The organism is Pseudomonas laurentiana, from assembly GCF_014648275.1.
In the GTDB taxonomy this organism is placed as follows: domain Bacteria; phylum Pseudomonadota; class Gammaproteobacteria; order Pseudomonadales; family Pseudomonadaceae; genus Aquipseudomonas; species Aquipseudomonas laurentiana.
In genome coordinates, this window is record NZ_BMQU01000007.1 from 1 (window position 1) to 17978 (window position 17978).

The 17978-nt window shown below is 58.8% G+C and carries 15 protein-coding genes and 1 pseudogene; 8 read left to right on the forward strand and 8 right to left on the reverse strand.

The features are described from left to right. Positions 1-265: 265 nt before the first annotated feature. Entirely contained in the window at positions 266-838 is a 573-nt protein-coding gene (locus tag IE038_RS08865; protein WP_163939221.1) for a lipocalin family protein, read from the reverse strand. Continuing rightward, positions 835-1089 (reverse strand): outer membrane protein assembly factor BamE, encoded by a 255-nt coding sequence (locus IE038_RS08870; protein ID WP_163939223.1) that lies wholly within the window; start codon positions 1087-1089, stop codon positions 835-837. Before IE038_RS08870 ends, IE038_RS08865 begins: the two co-directional genes overlap by 4 nt. A 224-nt stretch (positions 1090-1313) precedes the next feature. Between IE038_RS08870 and IE038_RS25245 the strand changes: the two are divergent. Next, positions 1314-2351, forward strand: a pseudogene (locus IE038_RS25245) (cache domain-containing protein); the annotation flags it as partial. 129 nt (positions 2352-2480) lie between these two features. Next, the gene (locus tag IE038_RS25250) at positions 2481-3206 is read left to right on the forward strand and encodes a methyl-accepting chemotaxis protein (protein ID WP_438810757.1); all 726 of its coding nucleotides are present in this window, start codon (positions 2481-2483) and stop codon (positions 3204-3206) included. A 36-nt stretch (positions 3207-3242) separates the two neighbouring features. Here IE038_RS25250 and IE038_RS08880 read toward each other — a convergent pair whose 3' ends face one another. The 3 genes from IE038_RS08880 to IE038_RS08890 form a co-directional block, all read right to left on the reverse strand. Beyond that, positions 3243-3839, reverse strand: a complete 597-nt coding sequence (locus tag IE038_RS08880; protein WP_163939225.1) for a DUF924 family protein — start codon at positions 3837-3839, stop codon at positions 3243-3245. A gap of 4 nt (positions 3840-3843) precedes the next feature. Beyond that, positions 3844-4854: a class 1 fructose-bisphosphatase gene (locus IE038_RS08885; protein ID WP_163939227.1), complete on the reverse strand. Its 1011-nt coding sequence runs from the start codon at positions 4852-4854 to the stop codon at positions 3844-3846. A 142-nt stretch (positions 4855-4996) separates the two neighbouring features. Further along, entirely contained in the window at positions 4997-7447 is a 2451-nt protein-coding gene (locus tag IE038_RS08890; protein WP_189395478.1) for a glycogen/starch/alpha-glucan phosphorylase, read from the reverse strand. 196 nt (positions 7448-7643) lie between these two features. Between IE038_RS08890 and IE038_RS08895 the strand changes: the two genes are divergently transcribed. Next, positions 7644-8048 (forward strand): YkgJ family cysteine cluster protein, encoded by a 405-nt coding sequence (locus tag IE038_RS08895; RefSeq protein ID WP_189395537.1) that lies wholly within the window; start codon positions 7644-7646, stop codon positions 8046-8048. A 97-nt stretch (positions 8049-8145) separates the two neighbouring features. Here IE038_RS08895 and typA read toward each other — a convergent pair whose 3' ends face one another. After that, on the reverse strand, positions 8146-9969 hold the full coding sequence (gene typA, locus IE038_RS08900) for a translational GTPase TypA (protein ID WP_099773353.1): 1824 nt from the start codon (positions 9967-9969) through the stop codon (positions 8146-8148). A 127-nt stretch (positions 9970-10096) separates the two neighbouring features. Continuing rightward, positions 10097-11551 (reverse strand): tRNA uracil 4-sulfurtransferase ThiI, encoded by a 1455-nt coding sequence (thiI, locus tag IE038_RS08905; RefSeq protein WP_189395479.1) that lies wholly within the window; start codon positions 11549-11551, stop codon positions 10097-10099. A gap of 330 nt (positions 11552-11881) precedes the next feature. On the opposite strand from thiI, the gene glnA reads away from it, so the two are divergent. The 4 genes from glnA (at position 11882) to ntrC (ending at position 16756) form a co-directional block, all read left to right on the forward strand. After that, a complete protein-coding gene (glnA, locus tag IE038_RS08910; RefSeq protein ID WP_065761549.1) occupies positions 11882-13288 on the forward strand; it encodes a glutamate--ammonia ligase in 1407 nt (468 codons plus the stop codon). Between the two features lie 141 nt (positions 13289-13429). Then, complete coding sequence (locus IE038_RS08915; protein ID WP_163938046.1) at positions 13430-13846, forward strand: cupin domain-containing protein; 417 nt, start codon at positions 13430-13432, stop codon at positions 13844-13846. A 391-nt stretch (positions 13847-14237) separates the two neighbouring features. Then, positions 14238-15323: a nitrogen regulation protein NR(II) gene (glnL, locus tag IE038_RS08920; RefSeq protein WP_163938663.1), complete on the forward strand. Its 1086-nt coding sequence runs from the start codon at positions 14238-14240 to the stop codon at positions 15321-15323. Beyond that, positions 15320-16756 carry a nitrogen regulation protein NR(I) gene (gene ntrC, locus IE038_RS08925; RefSeq protein ID WP_163938661.1) on the forward strand — a complete coding sequence of 479 codons (1437 nt, stop codon included), beginning with the start codon at positions 15320-15322 and terminating at the stop codon, positions 16754-16756. Before glnL ends, ntrC begins: the two co-directional genes overlap by 4 nt. 303 nt (positions 16757-17059) lie before the next feature. On the opposite strand, the gene IE038_RS08930 is transcribed toward ntrC, so the two are convergent. Continuing rightward, the gene (locus IE038_RS08930; RefSeq protein WP_163938658.1) at positions 17060-17497 is read right to left on the reverse strand and encodes a hypothetical protein; all 438 of its coding nucleotides are present in this window, start codon (positions 17495-17497) and stop codon (positions 17060-17062) included. Here IE038_RS08930 and trmL point away from each other — a divergent pair. After that, positions 17496-17951 (forward strand): tRNA (uridine(34)/cytosine(34)/5-carboxymethylaminomethyluridine(34)-2'-O)-methyltransferase TrmL, encoded by a 456-nt coding sequence (gene trmL / locus IE038_RS08935; RefSeq protein ID WP_163938654.1) that lies wholly within the window; start codon positions 17496-17498, stop codon positions 17949-17951. The genes IE038_RS08930 and trmL overlap by 2 nt on opposite strands. The last annotated feature ends 27 nt before the right edge of the window (positions 17952-17978 follow it).

The window sequence follows — 17978 nt, forward strand, 5'->3', positions numbered from 1 at the left end:
GGCGATTTTGAAATCGGCAGACGCTGAAGTCAGCCAGAGATGCATGGCTACTTCAGACCATCCTTAAATATATGTAGGACGTTTCTGAAATCAGATTGCCCCCTACTTAGTGCCAACTCCCTCTCGATTGTTTTGACTGTCTACTCTCAGGGACATGCTAGACGAAAGCTTTTAGGCGCAGGAACTAACGTGAGCCTGCCTTGCTGGCGATGCAGACACCGCGCCCAACAACGTGCCAGCCCGCACAACAATAATACGCAGGCGATCATGGCTGCCTGGCAACATCCCGATCAGACACTCGCCAGATCAAGCGAGTCGTGTCGTACCCCTGCTGGCGCGCTTTGGCCAGCAGGCTTTCGCGCTGATAGGCCGATACCGTCGGTTTGCGCGAGAGCAACCAGAGGTAACGCCGGTTCGGGTTGCCGACCAGTGCGGTCTGGTAGTCATCATCGACGTACAGCACCCAGTAGTCGCCCTTGGCAACGCCCGGCAGTAGCGTCGAGAACCAGTTATCAAACTCGACCCAGAGCTTGTCAGTCTTGCCCGCGAACTGCGGCGTGGCGGTGCCGCGTGCCTCCTGCCATTCACCCTCCAGCGTGCGGCAGCGGTTCAGGACACCGACATTGCCATCTGGCTTGAGGCTGTAATGCGCTTCAGATTGCGCACAATCGCGCTGGAAGAACATGGGCAGGCGCGCCAGTTCATACCACGTACCCTGGTAGCGCTTGAGATCGACGCGGTCGGCTGTCTTTGGCGGCAATGGCCCGAGATCGGAGTGGGCGCAACCGCCAAGGAGCAAGGCGGCGCTCAATCCCAGCAGGAGGGGAAGTCGTTTCATTTAAGCCCCTGCCCTGAGTACATCAGCACGTTGTCACCGGCAAACTGAATGCTGATAAAGGTGTCTTTGTCACCCCAGGTGCAGCTGGAAATGCCCAAGGCGCCGGAACAGTCAGTCGGCTTGCCAAGCAGCTTTTCGACGTCGACCTTTGCCATGCCCGCCTTGAGGTGTGAGTAGTTTTCCTGGTTGATTTTGTTGCACGCAGTCAAAAACACGCACAAGGACAACAGGGCGAGGGAACGCAACGACATGAAAGGTCACTCCTGAACATGAGGGGCTGGGCGGATAGCCTGCCATCAGCTTAGAAGGGGAAAAGCCCCCGTGGTTCCCTGCAGTAGAACATTGATCGAGGACGTTGGTCGGCTCAGGTGAAATGAGCATTAATCTTTTTTACCGCTCGGACGACACCTAGAGTGCGCTGCGACTATTTGCCGCGCCCTCACCATTGATTCGCCTTGCGTAAAAAGACCTCGTAATGACCAAAAACCTGAAGTTCAGCCACAAGATCCTGCTCGCTGCCGCCCTTGTGGTCGTCGTCGCATTCACCGGCTTTATCCTGTTCAATGATTACCGGCAGCGCGAGGCCTTGCGTGACAGCACTGAAGCGTCGATGCGGGAACTGGGCAGCCTGACTACCAGCAACATCCAGAACTGGCTAGGCAGCCGTATTCAGATCTTGAATTCGCTGGCCCAGCAAATTGCCGTGGACGGTACCCCAAAAGACCGCCTGACACGCAGCATCGAGCTGCCGGTGTATCGCGATAACTTCCTGATGACCTACTTCGGCGGCCAGGATGGCAGCATGTTGTCGGTGCCTGTCGGAAACCGTGCCGCTGACTACGACCCTCGCGCACGTGGCTGGTACAAGGCTGCCAGCAACGCCAACAGCACCATTATCACCGAGCCCTATGTGTCGGCCTCCCTGGGCAAACTGGTCATTACCATTGCGACCCCAGTGCAGCATGACGGCAAGCATGTTGGGGTGAGTGGTGCCGATACGGGCCTGGATACCATCAGTTCGATCATCAACGCCCTGAACTTCGATGGACACGGCCGGGCTTTCATCGTCAGCAGTGATGGCAAGATCCTGATTCACCCAGACAGCTCGTTGAACCTGAAGACGCTGGCCGACGTGTACCCACAAGGTGCACCGACTATTGGCAATGGGCTCAAGGAGGTTGAGGTCAACGGCCACAAGAAGTTCATCAGCTTCACTCAGGTCAGTGGCATTCCGTCGGTCAACTGGTACGTTGCGCTGGAGCTGGATCAGGAAGCAGCTTTTGCCATGCTGGGCGAATTCCGCACCTCGGCCATGATTGCCATGGCGATTGCCGTACTGATCATCATCGGCCTGCTCGGCATGCTGATTCGCGTATTGATGGAGCCGCTGCATGTAATGGGCCGGGCGATGCACGACATTGCTGAAGGCGAAGGCGACCTGACCAAGCGGCTGCGCATCCATGCTCAGGACGAATTCGGCACCTTGGGGCAATCGTTCAATCGCTTTGTCGAACGCATCCACGAGTCGATCCGCGAAGTGTCCTCCGCCACCGGTCAGGTCAATGAGGTGGCCACCCGCGTGGTCAGTGCTTCAAACGCCTCGATTCAAAATGCTGATCAGCAGGCCAGCCGGACCAACAGTGTGGCGGCAGCCATCAACCAACTGGGCGCGGCTGCACAGGAGATCGCCCAAAACGCGGCACTCGCCTCGCAACACTCCAGTGATGCGCGCAACCTGGCTGCAGAAGGCCAGCAGGTGGTTGATCAGACCATCTCGGTCATGAATCAGTTGTCGACGAAAATCAGCGACGCCAGTGGCAATATCGAAACCCTGAACGCCAACACGGTGAACATCGGGCAAATCCTCGAAGTCATCAGCGGCATCTCCCAACAGACCAACCTGCTGGCGCTTAACGCCGCCATCGAAGCGGCGCGTGCCGGTGAAGCCGGGCGTGGTTTCGCGGTGGTGGCCGATGAAGTGCGTAACCTGGCCCATCGTACCCAGGACTCGGCGCAGCAGGTACAGCGGATCATTGAGGAACTGCAGAGCGGGGCGCGGGATGCGGTCAACACCATGACCGAAAGCCAGAGCCAGAGTGAAAGCAGTGTCGGTATCGCCAACCAGGCCGGTGAGCGCCTGGGCAGCGTGACCCAGCGGATCAGCGAGATCGATGGCATGAATCAATCGGTTGCTACGGCCACCGAGGAACAGACTGCCGTAGTGGAGTCGATCAATGTCGATATCACCGAGATCAACACACTGAATCAGGAAGGGGTGCAAAACCTGCAAACCACGCTGCAGGCGTGCAATGACCTGGAGTACCAGGCCACACGCTTGAAGCACCTGGTCGGCAGCTTCAGGATCTAAAGATGGGTGCATCGCCGGCCAGGCCGGCGATGTGCCTTAGAACCGAGAGCCCGGCTCCAGCAGAAAGTCCATCTCCTCGTCGGTACTGGGTCGACCGAGTGTCAGGTTGCGGTGCGGGAAGCGCCCGAAACGGGTTATGACGCGCTGATGCTGCTCGGCATAATCCAGAAAGCCCTCGAACAAGCGACGATCAGACTCAGGCTGGGCCGCCAGCAACAGCCGGTAACGCTCGACGCAGATATTCTGCCAGTCCAGGACTTCGGCATGCTCCAGCACCAGCAGGATGAACACCCGCTGGATCGGCAACAGCTGATAATCCCAGGCTTTGTCCAGGCCCTGCATCACCAGCACCTGGGCACGCCGGTCACCGTCGAAGGCTCGCGGCGTATCGCGATAGATCATCCGCGGCAACTGATCAAGCAGCAGTACCAGACCCAACCAGCCCTGAGGGCTTTGCAGCCACTCATCCAGGCCGCCAGCCAGTGCCTGCTCGACCAGATCACCGAAGCGCTCATGCGCCTCGGCATCGTGGTGCTTGCCAAACCACAAGGTGCTCTTCTCGTCAGCTACGTCTTGAGGACTGGTGCCCCAACCGAACCACCATTCCAGTAACGGCTGCCAAGGTGCGAGCATGGACTTACTCCTGGTGATAGCCGGTCACGCGCTCGACTTCCTGCTTGGAGCCGAGGAATACCGCAACGCGCTGGTGCAGGCTGTCTGGCTGGATGTCGAGGATACGCTGATGACCATCAGTGGCAGCGCCACCGGCCTGCTCGATGATGAACGACATCGGGTTGGCTTCGTACATCAGGCGCAGCTTGCCCGGTTTGGAAGGTTCGCGGGAATCGCGCGGGTACATGAACAGGCCGCCACGGGTCAGGATACGGTGCACATCGGCAACCATCGACGCGATCCAGCGCATGTTGTAGTTCTTGTTCAACGGGCCGGTCTCACCCGCCAGCAACTCGCCGACATAGCGCTGTACCGGTGCTTCCCAGTGACGCTGGTTGGACATGTTGATGGCGAACTCGGCGGTGCTTTCCGGCACGCTGATGTTTTCGTGGGTCAGTACGAAGCTGCCCAGTTCACGGTCCAGGGTGAAGCCTTTGACGCCATCGCCCAAGGTCAGGATCAGCATGGTCTGTGGACCATAGATCGCGTAACCGGCAGCAACCTGCTGGGTGCCAGGCTGCAGGAAGGCTTTCTCGTTCAGGCTCTCGTTCTGGCTCAGGTACTCATTCGGGCAACGCAGCACCGAGAAAATAGTGCCGACCGACACGTTGACGTCGATGTTCGACGAACCGTCCAGCGGGTCGAATACCAGCAGGTAGGCACCCTTCGGGTACTTGCCCGGGATCTGGTAGGCATTGTCCATTTCCTCGGACGCCATGCCGGCCAGGTGACCGCCCCACTCGTTGGCCTCCAGCAGGATATCGTTGGAGATCACGTCCAGTTTCTTTTGGACTTCGCCTTGCACGTTTTCAGTGCCCATGCTGCCGAGGACGCCGCCCAGGGCGCCTTTGGAGACGTGGTGGCTGATCTCCTTGCACGCACGCGCCACCACTTCGATCAGGAAGCGCAGATCGGCAGGAGTACTGTTGCTGCGGGTCTGCTCAATCAAATAGCGACTCAGGGTAACGCGGGACATGTAAGGCTCCGAAGGAAGGGGGTAGTAAAAACCCACGCAGTTTACAGGGAGAGTGAAGCGCTAGCGAGCAATAGGACGGGCTCGTCCGATCAGACGGCACATTGGTCCGAGAGTTCATCCCCTCGGACCAATGTGCACCGACTCATTCCAGTGCCTGCCAGATATCGGTGGCGTACTCGCGAATGGTGCGATCCGAAGAAAACCACCCCATGCGCGCGCTGTTGAGCACTGCCGAACGCCACCACAAGTCAGGTTCGCGCCACAGCGCTTCAACACGCCGCTGAGCCTCCCAATAGGCGTCAAAATCGGCGCATACCAGGAAGCGGTCGTAGGCCAGCAGTGAGTCGATCAAGCCGATGTAACGCGACGGATCGTCCGGCGAAAACACCCCGCCACGAATGGCATGAAGCACATCGTTGAGACGGTGCGAAGCAGCGGCCGTGGCATGGGCACTGAAATCGCCGCTGCGCTTGCGCGCCTCGACCTGTTGCGCAGTGAGACCAAAGATGAACATGTGCTCGGCACCGATCTGCTCGGACATCTCGACGTTGGCTCCGTCCAGGGTGCCAATAGTCAGGGCGCCATTGAGGCCGAACTTCATATTGCTGGTACCAGACGCCTCATAACCGGCAGTGGAGATCTGCTCGGACAAGTCGGCCGCCGGAATGATGCTCTCCGCCAGACTGACGTTGTAGTTGGGCAGGAAGACGACCTTGAGCAGGCCACGCACCGTCGGGTCGTTATTGACCACCTTGGCAATGTCGTTGGCCAGCTTGATGATCAGCTTGGCCTGGTGGTAACTGGCCGCGGCCTTGCCAGCGAACAGCTTCACCCTCGGCACCCAGTTGGTCTCGGGTTCGGCGCGGATCGCCTGATACAACGCCACGGTATGCAGCAGATTGAGCAGTTGGCGCTTGTACTCGTGGATGCGCTTGACCTGCACATCGAACATCGCTTCAGGGTTGAGGGTGATCCCCAATCGATCCTGAATCATTTGCGCCAGCACCCGCTTGCTGTGCAAGCGTTGCGCGGCGAAGCGCTTGCGAAAGTCGGCCTGCTCGGCAAAGGGTTCAAGGTCCCTCAAACGCGCCTCTGGATTGTCGAGCAGATCGGTGCCAAGTGCTTCCACCATCATTGCTGTGAGGCGTGGATTGGCCTGGTACAGCCAGCGGCGGAAGGTAATGCCATTGGTCTTGTTGTTGATTCGGTCGGGATAAAGCTTGTGCAGCTCGGCAAACACCGTACTGCGCATCAGCCTGGAATGCAGTGCCGAAACACCGTTGACACTGTGTGAACCCAGAAACGCCAGATTCCCCATGCGCACCCGGCGTCCATTGTCTTCTTCAATCAGCGACACCGCCCGCAGCACATCGAAGTCATGGATGCCCTTGGCCCGCAGGGCGTCGATATGGAACGCGTTGATCAGGTAAATGATCTGCATGTGCCGTGGCAGCATCCGCTCCATCAGCCCCACAGGCCAGGTTTCCAGCGCTTCGGGCAACAGCGTGTGGTTGGTGTAGGCCAAGGTATCGACAGTCAACTGCCAGGCGGTATCCCAAGGCACCTCGTGTTGATCCACCAACAGCCGCATCAGTTCGGCCACGGCAATGGAGGGATGGGTGTCGTTGAGCTGGATCGCCACCTGCTTGGGCAGGTTAAGAAAGTCATCGTGCATGTTCAGGTGGCGACGCAACAGGTCCTGCAGCGAGGCCGAAACAAAGAAGTACTCCTGACGCAGCCGCAACTCCTGACCGGCTTCAGTGCTGTCGGCAGGGTACAGCACCCGAGAAATGCTCTCGGCCCGCGCCACTTCAGCCACCGCACCCAGGTGGTCACCGGCGTTGAAACGCTCCAGGTGCAGCTCTTCCAGCGCCCGCGCCCGCCAGAGACGCAACGTGTTCACACTGGCACCACGCCAACCGACGACCGGTGTGTCATACGCCACTGCGCGCACGGTCTCGGCCGGCCACCAGATTTGCCGGTGCGATCCATCAGCCTGACTGACGGTCTGCACACTGCCCCCGAAGCTGATGGGGTAAATCACCTCGGCACGTTCAAATTCCCAGGGGTTCCCGAAGTCCAGCCAGTTTTCGGTCTGCTCTTGCTGCCAACCATCGACCACCGCCTGACGGAACAAGCCATGTTCATAACGAATGCCGTAGCCATGTGCGGCAATACCGAGCGTCGACATGCTTTCCATGAAACAGGCTGCCAACCGCCCCAAGCCACCATTACCCAAGGCCGCATCCGGCTCAAGCAAGCGAATACGCTCCAGGTCAACGTTCAGCCCGGTCAAGGCTTCACGTGCAACGTCCAGCAGGCCCAGATTGCTCAGGCTGTCATACAGCAGGCGACCAATCAGGAACTCCAGTGACAGGTAGTAGACTCGTTTCTGGTTACGTCGGTAGATCTCCCGCGTATGGTCCATCCAGTGGTTGACCATATGATCACGGGCCGCCAGGGCAATGGCTTCAAACCAGTCATGGTCAAAAGCGTGCTCCGGGTCCTTGCCAACCGCATACGTCAGTTTGGCCAATACAGCGGCGCGGAAGGCCGCCACCTCTTCGTCACGAGCAAGCATTTCCTGAGACATTCGTCGTCCTCAAGCAGGTTGACGTTCGGGTGCGATCTATCAGCCTAGACGCTCCAGCACAGACTGACAGCCCTGGTTCGCGGTTTTCTGCACCGTGATGAATAGTTTCATCGAGAAAAACCGGCAAATGGTTGTTCATTCTTTCACCAACCCCGGTATCATCGCGCGCCCGTATGACCGCCGAAAGCCGAACCCGATGAAACCGACCTTGATCGCAGCTGCTGAACTAGACCGCCTGGACACCTGGCAAAAATATGCCAGCCACATGTGCGGAGGCTGCATGTCCAGTTGCTGCACCCTGCCAGTGGAAGTGCGCATCAAGGACTTGATCCGTATCGGGGTTGTCGACGAATTTGAAAAGGACGAGCCGCCGAAGAACGTTGCCAAGCGACTGCAGAAGGAAGGGATTGTCGAGCGCTTCAACCAGAAGTCGGGCATCTTCACCCTGGCGCGGATGAGCAACGACGATTGCCTCTATCTAGACCGCAAGAGCCGCCTCTGCACCATCTACGACAAGCGTCCGGATACCTGCCGCAACCACCCGAAAGTCGGCCCTCGGCCAGGTTACTGTGCCTACAAGCCAAAGCCACCTGCGCGCTAAGCATAACTGGCAGGTAGTCGTCGGCCTGGCCGGCGACAGACGCACAAAAAAAAACGCCCCCGGCCTTTCGACCGGGGGCGTTTTCATTTAGCCGAGCTTAGTTAGCCTTGGCTTTCTTGGCAGCGCGGGTACGCTCGCCTTCGTCGAGGATCTTCTTACGCAGACGGATCGACTTCGGCGTAACTTCACACAGCTCGTCGTCCTGGATGAATTCCAGGGCCTGTTCCAGGGTGAAACGAACCGGTGGAACCAGAGCGATGGTTTCGTCTTTACCCGAAGCCCGCATGTTGTCGAGCTTCTTGCCCTTGGTAGGGTTGACGCCCAGGTCGTTGTCACGGCTGTTCAGACCAACGATCTGACCGTTGTAGATGTCCTGACCGTGCTCGATGAACAGCTTGCCACGGGCCTGCAGGGTTTCCAGGGAGTAGGTCAGTGCCTTGCCGGTTTCAACCGATACCAGTACACCGTTCTGACGGCCGGACATGTGGCCGGACTTCATGGTGTCGTAGCGATCGAAGATCGAGGTCAGGATGCCTGCACCGTTGGTCAGGGTCAGGAACTGGTTACGGAAACCAATCAGACCACGGGCTGGAATGTTGTACTCCAGACGCACACGGCCTTTGCCATCCGGCGACATGTTGGTCAGGTCGCCTTTACGCAGACCCATCTCTTCCATGACCTTGCCCTGAGCTTCTTCAGGGATGTCGATGGTGACGTTCTCGAACGGCTCCTGCTTGACGCCGTTGACTTCGCGAATGATCACTTCAGGACGGCCTACAGCCATCTCGAAGCCTTCACGACGCATGGTTTCGATCAGAACCGACAGGTGCAGCTCACCACGGCCGGAAACCTTGAACTTGTCAGCCGAGTCGCCTTCTTCAACGCGCAGTGCAACGTTGTACAGCAGCTCTTTGTCCAGACGTTCCTTGATGTTACGGCTGGTGACGAACTTGCCTTCCTTGCCGCAGAACGGCGAGTCGTTGACCTGGAAGGTCATCGAAACGGTTGGCTCGTCGACGGTCAGAGGCTTCATCGCTTCGACGTTCAGTGGGTCGCACAGGGTGTCGGAGATGAACAGCTCGTCGAAACCGCTGACGCAGACGATGTCGCCTGCCAGTGCTTCTTCAACGTCAACGCGGTGCAGACCGTGGTGACCCATCAGTTTCAGGATACGGCCGTTACGCTTCTTGCCGTCAACGTCGATCGCTACAACCGGGGTGTTCGGCTTGACGCGGCCACGGGCAATACGGCCAACGCCGATAACACCGAGGAAGCTGTTGTAGTCCAGAGCGGAGATCTGCATCTGGAACGGACCGTCACGGTCAACCGAAGGTGCTGGTACGTTGTCGACGATCGACTGGTACAGCGGGGTCATGTCTTCAGCCATGTCGGTGTGGTCCAGACCGGCAATACCGTTCAGGGCCGAGGCGTAGACGACTTTGAAGTCCAGCTGTTCATCGGTAGCACCGAGGTTGTCGAACAGGTCGAAGATCTGGTCCAGAACCCAATCAGGACGCGCGCCTGGACGGTCAACCTTGTTGATGACCACGATTGGACGCAGGCCGGCTTCGAAGGCCTTCTTGGTCACGAAACGGGTTTGCGGCATCGGGCCGTCTTGAGCGTCAACCAGCAGCAGCACGGAGTCAACCATCGACATTACGCGCTCAACTTCGCCACCGAAGTCGGCGTGGCCGGGGGTATCCACGATGTTGATGTGGTAGCCGTTCCAGTTGATGGCGGTGTTCTTCGCCAGAATGGTAATGCCGCGCTCTTTTTCCTGGTCGTTGGAGTCCATCACGCGCTCGTCGTTGAGCTCGTTGCGCTCCAGAGTGCCGGACTGACGCAGGAGTTTGTCTACCAGGGTGGTTTTACCATGGTCAACGTGGGCGATGATGGCGATGTTACGGAGATTTTCGATCACTTGTGTATCTCGAGCAGAGGATTCGGGTTGCCGCCAGTTTAGGCGGCGAATATGAATGAAAAACGCTCAACGGGCCCGCCGGTCGGGAGGGCGGTGGCGGATGCTCCCGCCATACAGCCCTGGCGTCTTATGCCGGGCGATAAACACGCACATTGGCATGTCCCTCGCTCAATAAGTGGTGGGCATGCAGGCGGCTCATTACGCCCTTGTCGCAATACAGCAGGTACTGGCGGTTAGCATCCAGTTCCTTGAAACGGCTGTTCAAGGCATAGAACGGCAGTGCCTGAACTTCGATACCTTCGAGTACCAGTGGCTGGTCTTCCTGAGCGTCGGGGTGACGGATGTCGATCACCACCTGCCCGGCCAGCGCCTGGCTGACTTCCTCAATCTCAATATCCTGGCCCAGTTCGTCGATCACATTGTCGATCGAAATCAGCCGAGCACGCTCCAGCGCACGCTCCAGCACAGCCATGTCGAAGCCGCGCTCTTCACTTTCGACGCGATGACGCTTGGCGCAGGTGGTCGGGTTCACCGAAATCACGCCGCAGTATTCTGGCATGTGCTTGGCAAACTCGGCGGTCCCGATCTGGTAGGCCTGATCGATGATGTCCTGCTTATGGCTGGCCAACAGTGGGCGCAACACCAGTTTTTCAGTAGCAGAATCGATCACCGCAAGGTTCGGCAGGGTCTGGCTGGAGACCTGGGAAATCGCCTCGCCAGTTACCAGCGCGTCGATTTCCAGGCGATCGGCAATGCGGGTTGCAGCACGCAACATCATACGCTTGAGGGTAACGCCCATATAGCTGTTACCGACCTTGCCGAGAATCTCTCCGACCACTTCTTCGAACGGCACGCTGACAAACAGCACGCGCTGGCTGCTGCCGTACTTTTTCCACAGGTAGTGTGCGACTTCCATTACCCCAAGCTCGTGGGCACGGCCACCGAGGTTGAAGAAGCAGAAGTGGGTCATCAGGCCGCGGCGCATCATCTGGTAAGCCGCCACGGTGGAGTCGAAACCACCCGACATCAGTACCAGGGTCTGCTCCAGCGCACCCAGTGGATAACCACCGATGCCCGGGTGCTGGCTGTGCACCACAAACAGGCGCTCGTCACGCAGCTCAAGGCGCACGACGACTTCCGGGTTACGCAGATCGATCCCGGCTGCGCCGCATTGCTGGCGCAGTTGGCTGCCAACATAGCGATCGACATCCATGGAGGTGAAGCTGTGCTTGCCCGCACGCTTGCAGCGAACCGAAAAATGCTTGCCGGCCAGCTGCGCACCATAATGAAGCTTGCACTTGGCGACGATATCGTCGAAATCGACCAGCGGGTATTCGTCGACCTGCAGGAAATGCGCAATGCCCGGCGTACAGGACAGGCGCTCGATCATCTCGCGCTGCACTTTCTCGTCGTCCAGGCGCGTGATGATCTCGAGATTATCCCAGACACCCTTTACCACGAGCTCTGGATCGAGGTCCTTGAGCACGACACGAATGTTGCGGCAGAGCTGGCGAATGAAGCGCTTGCGCACTGGGCCGCTCTTGATGGTGATCTCTGGGAAAATCTTGACGATTAGTTTCATGAAAAACTGCGTGCAATGTGCCAAGCGAAAAAGGGGGGCGCGGATTATAGCGGAAATTGCTCAAGGTTTGACCAACTATTGTACGGACGGCATCACGCGCACCAAAACGGGTCATAACAATTAAAAACCGCATCATAAGAGTGCGAAAAAAATCAGCTTTTTCAGTATTTACGGCGCAAACGCCTGTGTTTGGGGCAAAAAACCCAAGTCGGGGCACTGGCATGCAATTTGCTCCCTTGTGAGGCAGGTTGCCTTGGCGGACTATTCGCGCCCGGCATCACCCAAATTCAAGGGCTGCACAGGCAAGCTCTACCCCACCCGGAGGACACTATGTCGAAGTCGGTTCAACTCATCAAAGATCATGACGTTAAATGGATTGATCTGCGCTTCACTGACACCAAAGGCACTCAGCACCACGTGACCATGCCAGCCCGTGATGCGCTGGATGAAGACTTCTTTGAAGCCGGCAAGATGTTCGACGGCTCGTCCATCGCTGGATGGAAAGGCATCGAAGCGTCCGACATGATCCTGATGCCGGTCGACGATACTGCCGTGCTCGATCCGTTCACCGAAGAGCCAACGCTGATCATCGTTTGCGACATCATCGAACCTTCGACCATGCAAGGCTATGACCGCGACCCACGCGCCATCGCCAAGCGTGCGGAAGAGTACCTGAAGTCCACCGCTATCGGTGACACCGTACTGGTCGGCCCGGAGCCAGAGTTCTTCATCTTCGACGAAGTGAAGTTCAAGTCCGACATCTCGGGCTCGATGTTCAAGATCTTCTCCGAACAAGGTTCGTGGATGTCCGACCAGGACGTCGAAGGCGGCAACAAAGGCCACCGTCCAGGCGTCAAAGGCGGTTACTTCCCAGTTCCTCCGTTCGACCATGACCACGAAATCCGTACTGCCATGTGTAATGCCATGGAAGAAATGGGCCTGGTCATCGAAGTTCACCACCACGAAGTGGCAACTGCCGGCCAGAACGAAATCGGCGTGCGTTTCAACACCCTGGTGAAGAAAGCCGACGAAGTTCAGACCCTGAAGTACTGCGTACACAACGTTGCCGACGCTTACGGCCGTACCGCTACCTTCATGCCTAAGCCACTGTACGGTGACAACGGTTCGGGCATGCACGTTCACATGTCCATCTCCAAAGAAGGCAAGAACACCTTCTCCGGCGAAGGCTATGCCGGCCTGTCCGACACCGCCCTGTACTTCATCGGCGGTATCATCAAGCACGGTAAGGCCCTGAACGGCTTCACCAACCCTTCGACCAACTCCTACAAGCGTCTGGTCCCAGGCTTTGAAGCCCCTGTAATGCTGGCCTACTCGGCGCGCAACCGCTCTGCCTCGATCCGTATTCCATACGTTTCCAGCCCGAAAGCCCGTCGTATCGAAGCCCGCTTCCCGGACCCGGCTGCCAACCCATACCTGTGCTTCGCAGCGCTGCTGATGGCAGGTCTGGACGGTATCCAGAACAAGATCCACCCAGGCGATGCCGCCGACAAGAACCTGTACGACCTGCCGCCTGAAGAGGCCAAGGAAATCCCACAGGTTTGTGGCAGCCTGAAAGAAGCCCTGGAAGAGCTGGACAAGGGCCGTGCGTTCCTGACCAAAGGCGGCGTTTTCAGCGACGACTTCATCGACGCCTACATCGCCCTGAAAAGCGAAGAAGAAATCAAGGTTCGTACCTTCGTACACCCACTGGAATACGAGCTGTACTACAGCTGCTAATCCCGTGACGCTCGCGCAAGCGGCGTAAGAAAGGCCTCCCTCGGGAGGCCTTTTTTTTCTGACGTACAAAGCGGATGCATCTGATATTCACTCTGACGCAACCCCCGCATGCTGAAGCCTCCCCACAGAAGGAGTTACAGCATGACATGGATACCCGTCACCACCATTGCCCTACTGGCCAGCCTTGCCGTGATGAATGCTCCTGCCAGTCACGCGGCTGATGTCAAATCACACATCATCCACAAAGCGCAATCGTCCTGGGATGGCACGCCCTACACTCACTATCCGGAGGGGCAGCCAGAGCTAACCTTGGTCAAGATCCAGATTCCCGCCCGTACAAAGCTCAAATGGCACACCCACCCAATCCCCAACATGGCCTACGTTGTCTCCGGCGAACTGACCGTGCAAAAACGTGATACCGGCGAACGCATCACGTTGCGCGCAGGCGATGCCTTGGCAGAGCTGGTGGACATCAGCCATCGCGGCGTCACCGGCAAACACCCCGTGGAGCTTCTGGTGTTCTATGCCGGCAGCCCGAACATTCCTCTGTCAGAGTAAAGCTTCACCTGCCTGGGCACGTGAAAAGCCTCCCCCGGAAAGCCCAGGCGGCGGGCACTGATCCCTGTGGGACGCAGGGAACACCACTCAAGCCCCCTCGCCTCTTTTCGGTCAACGCCTTTATTCAAAACCGACCCCGGCTCATTGCTCTATATTGGTGCAATGAGCCACCTGCAGCTGCTGTTCGCAGCCCATTTTGGTTCAAGAAAATCGCAACCCCAGGGCTTTGTAGTCCTTTTTTGGGCATATACAGGTCTTTTTCAGGCGAATCCGCTTCTTTTCGGAGCCTTGGTTTGTTTTTTGCATTTTCTACGTATCAGTGGATTACCAGTGCATGCGACCCTGGCTCCAGCCACGGCTGTCATGTACCAAAAGAGGTCAACGACGCCCCATGACCATCAGCGATGCTCTGCACCGACTGCTACTGGACAACCTGACCACTGCCACCATTCTGCTCAATGCCGAGCTGCGTCTTGAGTACATGAATCCGGCGGCGGAGATGCTGCTCGCCATCAGTGGTCAGCGCAGCCATGGCCAGTTCATCAGCGAACTGTTCACGGAATCGACCGAAGCGCTGAACTCCTTGCGCCAGGCCGTCGAACACGCACACCCGTTCACCAAGCGCGAAGCCCAGCTCACATCATTGGCCGGCCAGACCCTGACGGTCGACTACGCGGTAACGCCCATTCTGAGCAACGGTCAGACCCTGCTGCTGCTTGAAGTCCATCCACGCGACCGCTTGCTGCGGATCACCAAGGAAGAGGCTCAACTGTCCAAGCAGGAGACCACCAAAATGCTGGTGCGTGGCTTGGCCCACGAAATCAAGAACCCGCTTGGCGGCATTCGCGGCGCCGCACAGCTGCTGGCTCGCGAGCTGCCCGAAGAGAGCCTGAAGGACTACACCAACGTCATCATTGAAGAGGCGGATCGCCTGCGCAATCTGGTCGACCGCATGCTCGGCTCGAACAAGCTGCCGTCATTGGCGATGACCAACATCCATGAAGTACTTGAGCGGGTCTGCAGCCTGGTCGAAGCGGAAAGCCAGGGCTGCATCACCCTGGTGCGGGACTATGACCCAAGCCTGCCGGACGTCCTGATCGATCGCGAGCAGATGATCCAGGCCGTACTCAACATCGTCCGCAACGCCATGCAGGCCATCAGCGCACAGAATGAACTGCGCCTGGGCCGCATCAGCCTGCGTACCCGGGCCATGCGCCAGTTCACCATCGGCCATACGCGTCATCGCCTGGTGGCCAAGGTCGAAATCATCGACAACGGCCCCGGCATTCCCGCCGAACTGCAGGAAACCATCTTTTACCCAATGGTCAGCGGTCGCCCCGACGGAACCGGGCTGGGCCTGGCCATCACCCAGAACATCATCAGCCAGCACCAAGGGCTGATCGAGTGTGACAGCCACCCTGGGCACACCAATTTTTCGATCTTCCTGCCGCTGGAACAAGGAGCCATGTCCTCATGAGCCGTAGTGAAACTGTCTGGATCGTCGATGACGATCGCTCCATCCGCTGGGTTCTGGAAAAAGCCTTGCAGCAGGAAGGCATGACCACCCAGAGCTTCGACAGCGCTGACGGCGTCATGGGTCGTTTGTCCCGGCAGCAGCCGGACGTCATCATCTCTGACATTCGCATGCCCGGGGCCAGCGGCCTGGACCTGCTCGCGCAGATTCGCGAACAGTACCCACGCCTGCCGGTCATTATCATGACAGCGCACTCGGACCTCGACAGCGCGGTCGCGTCCTATCAGGGCGGAGCCTTCGAGTACCTGCCAAAACCGTTCGATGTTGACGAGGCCGTGTCACTGGTCAAACGCGCCAACCAGCATGCCCAGGAACAACAGGGCATGACGGAGGTACCCAGCCTGACCCGTACCCCGGAAATCATCGGCGAAGCGCCGGCGATGCAGGAAGTGTTTCGCGCCATCGGTCGGCTGAGCCACTCCAACATTACCGTGCTGATCAACGGCGAGTCCGGTACCGGCAAAGAGCTGGTCGCCCATGCCCTGCACCGCCATAGCCCAAGGGCAGCATCGCCGTTTATTGCACTGAACATGGCAGCGATCCCCAAGGACCTGATGGAGTCGGAGCTGTTCGGCCATGAAAAAGGCGCCTTTACCGGCGCGGCCAACCTGCGACGCGGGCGCTTTGAGCAGGCCGATGGCGGCACCCTGTTCCTCGATGAAATCGGCGACATGCCGGCCGATACGCAGACGCGCCTGCTGCGCGTACTGGCCGACGGCGAGTTTTATCGGGTCGGTGGCCACGTGCCAGTCAAAGTCGATGTACGGATCATTGCCGCAACCCATCAGAACCTGGAGACACTGGTTCAGGCAGGCAAGTTCAGGGAAGACCTGTTCCATCGCCTCAACGTGATCCGCATTCACATCCCACGCTTGTCGGATCGTCGCGAAGACATCCCGACCCTGGCCCGGCACTTCCTCAGCCGCGCGGCGCAGGAGCTGGCGGTGGAGCCCAAGCTGCTAAAGCCTGAAACCGAAGAGTTCATTCGCAACCTGCCGTGGCCGGGCAACGTTCGCCAGTTGGAGAACACGTGCCGCTGGATCACTGTCATGGCTTCGGGCCGGGAAGTACACATTGGCGACCTGCCGCCCGAACTGCTGAACCTGCCACAGGACGCTGCGCCGGTCACCAACTGGGAGCAGGCCTTGCGGCAGTGGGCAGACCTGGCCTTGGCGCGCGGGCAGTCGAACCTGCTCGACAGTGCAGTACCTAGCTTTGAACGGATCATGATCGAAACGGCCCTCAAACACACCGCCGGGCGCCGCCGGGATGCCGCCGTGCTGCTGGGCTGGGGGCGCAATACCCTGACCCGGAAGATCAAGGAGCTGGGAATGAACGTAGCGGGCGGAGAAGAGGACGAGGCTGACGACGCCTGATACCCCGCTACCGCAGGAGCACGCCTTGCTGGCGATAAAGGCGCCCGTCACGTGACGCGGCGCCGACTCCTGCCCCCTCCCTGTAAATGCTGCGCCTCCTGCTGAACGTGCCACCTTGCACCAAACCCGCTCGCGATGCACCGCGACAAGGCAAGAACCCCCGTCCTAGACCCTTCTCTTTCCCGTAAAACGGCTGTAATCAGCCGTTTTCAGCCCTGCAACAAAACTGGCACACACAGTGCATAACATAGGTATCACCCGTTTTGGGGACCTTGGTACAGGCAGGCCGGGGAATCCCCTCTTTTATTCGTGCAATCGCACCTGCAACCGCCAGCGCCCGTCCTGCTCTGCACCGGCCCACTCGCCGTGCAGAGGGCGGGCCGCCACCAGGTTCACCAGCAAGCCCTTGTCGGTACGCTGTACCCGCCAGCTCACAGGCTTGCCTTCAAGCTGCAACTGACCGCGCTGGGGCCGCCCCTCCGCTTCAAACAGCAGCGCAACCGCCCCCTCGACTTCTTCGCCATGCAGCTTGGGTTCTTCGTTGAACCACAGGTTCAGCCCCCCTTCGATGACCTCGACCCGCTCCAGCTCTCGCGGCTCGGGTGCAGTCAAGCGACCGATCATCAGCCCGACCAACATGCCGAAGATTGCCAGTGAGAACATCACTCGCGGCCAGAGTTGCGAACGTGGGTCTGGTTCAGGAGTAGAATGCCCTTCGTCTTTTTGCCCGGAGCCGTGCATGTTTCACGTCATCCTCTTTCAACCAGAGATTCCGCCGAATACCGGCAACATTATCAGGCTGTGCGCCAACAGCGGCTGCCACCTGCACCTGATCGAGCCTATCGGCTTTGAATTGGACGACAAGCGCTTGCGCCGAGCGGGGCTCGACTATCACGAGTACGCCACCCTCAAGCGTCATGCCGACCTGCCAAGCTGCCTGGAAAGCCTGGGCCAGCCGCGGCTGTTCGCGTTCACCACCAAGGCCTCCAGGCCCTTCCATGATGCCACCTTCCAGCCCGGCGATGCGTTTTTGTTCGGCCCGGAAAGCCGCGGCTTGCCGGCAGAAGTGCTTGATGCACTGAGCAGCGAACAACGCTTGCGCCTGCCCATGCGCGAAGGCTGCCGTAGCCTGAACCTGTCCAACACCGTGGCAGTGGCCGTCTACGAGGCATGGCGCCAGCAAGGCTTTGCCTGAGCCAAGAAAAAAGCGCCCCGTAGGGCG

Bases quoted from the DNA above. Each gene is read 5' to 3' on its own strand.
- IE038_RS08865 (WP_163939221.1), bottom strand. From the start codon at position 838: ATGAAACGACTTCCCCTCCTGCTGGGATTGAGCGCCGCCTTGCTCCTT.
- IE038_RS08870 (WP_163939223.1), bottom strand. From the start codon at position 1,089: ATGTCGTTGCGTTCCCTCGCCCTGTTGTCCTTGTGCGTGTTTTTGACT.
- IE038_RS08880 (WP_163939225.1), bottom strand. From the start codon at position 3,839: ATGCTCGCACCTTGGCAGCCGTTACTGGAATGGTGGTTCGGTTGGGGC.
- IE038_RS08885 (WP_163939227.1), bottom strand. From the start codon at position 4,854: ATGTCCCGCGTTACCCTGAGTCGCTATTTGATTGAGCAGACCCGCAGC.
- IE038_RS08890 (WP_189395478.1), bottom strand. From the start codon at position 7,447: ATGTCTCAGGAAATGCTTGCTCGTGACGAAGAGGTGGCGGCCTTCCGC.
- IE038_RS08895 (WP_189395537.1), top strand. From the start codon at position 7,644: ATGAAACCGACCTTGATCGCAGCTGCTGAACTAGACCGCCTGGACACC.
- thiI (WP_189395479.1), bottom strand. From the start codon at position 11,551: ATGAAACTAATCGTCAAGATTTTCCCAGAGATCACCATCAAGAGCGGC.
- glnA (WP_065761549.1), top strand. From the start codon at position 11,882: ATGTCGAAGTCGGTTCAACTCATCAAAGATCATGACGTTAAATGGATT.
- IE038_RS08915 (WP_163938046.1), top strand. From the start codon at position 13,430: ATGACATGGATACCCGTCACCACCATTGCCCTACTGGCCAGCCTTGCC.
- glnL (WP_163938663.1), top strand. From the start codon at position 14,238: ATGACCATCAGCGATGCTCTGCACCGACTGCTACTGGACAACCTGACC.
- ntrC (WP_163938661.1), top strand. From the start codon at position 15,320: ATGAGCCGTAGTGAAACTGTCTGGATCGTCGATGACGATCGCTCCATC.
- trmL (WP_163938654.1), top strand. From the start codon at position 17,496: ATGTTTCACGTCATCCTCTTTCAACCAGAGATTCCGCCGAATACCGGC.
- IE038_RS08930 (WP_163938658.1), bottom strand. From the start codon at position 17,497: ATGCACGGCTCCGGGCAAAAAGACGAAGGGCATTCTACTCCTGAACCA.